Raw genomic sequence first — 3,219 nt, forward strand, 5'->3', positions numbered from 1 at the left:
ATTAAATAAGAGAAACAAGTTGAATGTAACACGCAAAGAATTTGCAGATTCATTAGGTTTTGGTAAAGACGAAGAGAAAAAATTAAAGCTTTGGGAAAAAGGAAAGGAAGAGGTTCCAGAATATATATATGATAAAGTAAAGTCTTTTAATATTGAGCCTAAGTATTTAATCAAAAATAATAAAGATTATAAATTTACCCAAATTGACTTGTTTGCGGGGATAGGTGGTATTAGGTTGGGCTTCCAGTATAATGGAGGCAAAACAGTTTTTTCATCTGAATGGGATAAATTTGCAAAGAAAACATATAAGGCTAATTTTGGGGAGGAACCAGAAGGAGATATTACATTAATTAACCCATTAGATATCCCTAACCATGATATATTATTAGCTGGATTTCCTTGCCAACCTTTTTCAAATGCAGGATTAAAATTAGGGTTTGAGGATACTCGTGGAACATTATTTTTTAATATTGCATCAATATTAAAGGTTAAGAGGCCGAAGGCCTTTATGCTCGAAAACGTTAAATCTTTAGGTAGCCATGATAAAGGCAGAACTATGAAAGTAATTTTAAATACACTTGATGAGTTAAATTATTATGTTCCGAATCCAGAAGTACTTAATGCGTATCATTTTGGTGTTCCACAAAACAGAGAAAGAATTATAATTGTGGGTTTTAACAAGGATTATTTACCAGAATCGTATGAGGAGTTTAAGTATCCTAAAGGAGAAATAATTTCTAATTTATCGGTTGGAGATATTTTGGAAAAAGAAGTAAATGAAAAGTACACAATTTCAGATAAACTTTGGATAGGACATCTTAAGAGAAAAGAAAAACATTTAGAAAAAGGAAATGGATTTGGTTTTAGTTTATTTAATAAAAATAGTAGGTATACAAATACAATAAGTGCAAGGTATTATAAAGATGGAAGCGAAGCCTTGATTGAGCAAAGATTGAAAAATCCTAGAAAGCTCACGCCAAGAGAGTGTGCTAGATTGCAGGGATTTCCAGAAGACTATATTATACCGGTTTCAAACGCACAGTCATACAAACAATTTGGAAATTCAGTTTGCGTTAACGTAATTGAACAAGTAGCTAAAAAAATGATTGATTATATGGAAAAATACAATATGATATAAAAGTAGTGCAATTTAGTGCAATTACTTGAAAAACAAATATAAATCTGCTAATTTGTGCGAGATGGAGGAAATTGAATGATAAATATTAAATATGATTTAAATAAATTGGTAACCAAAGTTATTATAGGATCATTGATTATTTTTACTATAACATTAATAATTCGAATGATTAATCCAATTTATAGATATTATTTTCCGGGAATTCAATTCTATGAAAATGTAGTAATAAATGATTTAAAAACATTTCAACAACGAGAAAGAACTAAAGAATTAAAATCTAAGATAGAAGAATCTAAAAGAACTTATACTAATAAACTCAAAGAATTAGAGATTCTAGATGATAATAATATGCTTGATACAACAATTGTTTATGCTTATAAGAGGTTTGTGTATGAAAGTGGTTTTATTAATGATACAATAAAGAACATGTCAACAGAAGATTTTCTGAAATATTATGGTGAAATGAATAATCAAGATAAAGTTTTTGCGGTAATAACTGCAATTAGCCGAGGAGATAAAGACAAAATATCTGAAGACAAAATTAAGTTTGCAAATTCTATAATTTCTAAAGAAATATCAAAATCAAAATCTGTAATAAAAGACAGCGAAAACGAGGTGAAGCTGTGCTAAGCTAAAGACTTAGCACCTTCTGGTGCTGGTTTTAGCTTTTACTTCACAAGCCTAAGACTGTAGAAATACAGACTACGTTAATTAAGTCATGGCACCTTTGGTTGTCGCCTTAGACCATTGCTCTGTCGGTTAACTTTAAGTTGGAAGTAAGGCACTAATGTCCTGTGAGTTAACCTTAAAAAGCTTTTTTAACATTGGCGAAAGGAAGACCGATTTCTAGTTTGTTAATAGAGCTAGAATAGGCATTACAGTATCTGGTGCTGATTTATAATTTTAAAACCAGAAATAATTACGAAAGGAGCCAAACACTTTATGGTATATGTAATTTCAAACAACGGACAAGCCTTAATGCCAACAAAGCGTTTTGGTAAGGTTCGTAGGTTATTAAATCAAAAAAAAGCTAAAGTAATAAGGCAATGTCCGTTTACGATTAAATTGTTGTATGAAACAGAAACAGATATAGTGCAAGATGTTGTGCTAGGAGTAGATACAGGCTCTAAAAATATAGGCGTATCTTGTGTCGCAAATGATAAAGTTCTCTACCAATCTCATACAATTGTTAGAACCGATATCAAAGAGAATATGGATAGCAGAAGAAAATACAGAAGAAATAGACGTAATAGAAAGACTAGATATAGAAAGCCTAGATTTTTAAATAGAAAGAACTCTACTAAGCTAGATAGATTGTCACCTTCTGTAAAACACAAGGTAAAGGCTCATATTGATGAAATTGAGTTTTGTAAAAAGATACTACCTATATCAAAAATAGTCTTAGAGGTAAGTCAGTTTGACTCTCATCTAATGAAAAATCCAAGCTTAAAATTTAAAAAGATTAAAAGCTGGGGCTATCAACAAGGTTTTAATTATGGTTTTTCATCAAGAAAAGAAGCTGTGATGAACAGAGATTCTTATACTTGTCAAATATGTGGGGCTAAAAATACAAGATTAGAGGTTCATCATATAGTGTATAGTTCTAAAGGTGGCACAAATGATGAGGATAACCTAATAACATTATGTGAATCTTGCCATAAAAAAGTTCACAAAGGTGAAATTAATGTAAGGTTAAAGCCAAAGAGATTAAAACTGAAAGAAGCAATACACATGAATATAATTAGAAGTCAACTATTAAAAGTATATCCAGAGGCAATAGAAACTTTTGGTTTTGTGACTAAGGAAAATAGGAACAATTTAAATCTTCCTAAAGACCATTATATTGATGCTTGTGTAGTTGCTTCTGCTGGTAAGAAATTTGTTCTAAATAATGAAATATACTACAAGAGAAGAGTATCAAAGGGTGACTATCAATTATATAAAGGTTCTTGCAGTGAAATAAGACTACCTATTGGTAAGATACAAGGCTTTAAAAAGTTTGATAAGGTTGATTATCTTGGCAAAACATATTTCATTAAAGGAAGAATGTCATCTGGATATGCTGTTTTAATGGATATATT

At 30.4% G+C, this 3,219-nt stretch carries 3 protein-coding genes; all 3 read left to right on the top strand.

Annotation, left to right across the window (positions count from 1 at the left end; genetic code table 11):
- Positions 1 to 1,138 (top strand): DNA cytosine methyltransferase (locus ACLUJM_RS08945; protein ID WP_412412673.1); only part of this gene is annotated, 1,138 nt, incomplete at its 5' end.
- Between the two features lie 75 nt (positions 1,139 to 1,213).
- Positions 1,214 to 1,768 (top strand): hypothetical protein, encoded by a 555-nt coding sequence (locus ACLUJM_RS08950; RefSeq protein ID WP_412412674.1) that lies wholly within the window; start codon positions 1,214 to 1,216, stop codon positions 1,766 to 1,768.
- 312 nt (positions 1,769 to 2,080) lie between these two features.
- Positions 2,081 to 3,219, top strand: a 1,139-nt coding sequence (gene iscB, locus ACLUJM_RS08955) for an RNA-guided endonuclease IscB (RefSeq protein WP_412412675.1), incomplete at its 3' end; no start/stop codon positions are given.

The organism is Finegoldia sp., assembly GCF_046991905.1.
Lineage (GTDB): Bacteria > Bacillota > Clostridia > Tissierellales > Peptoniphilaceae > Finegoldia.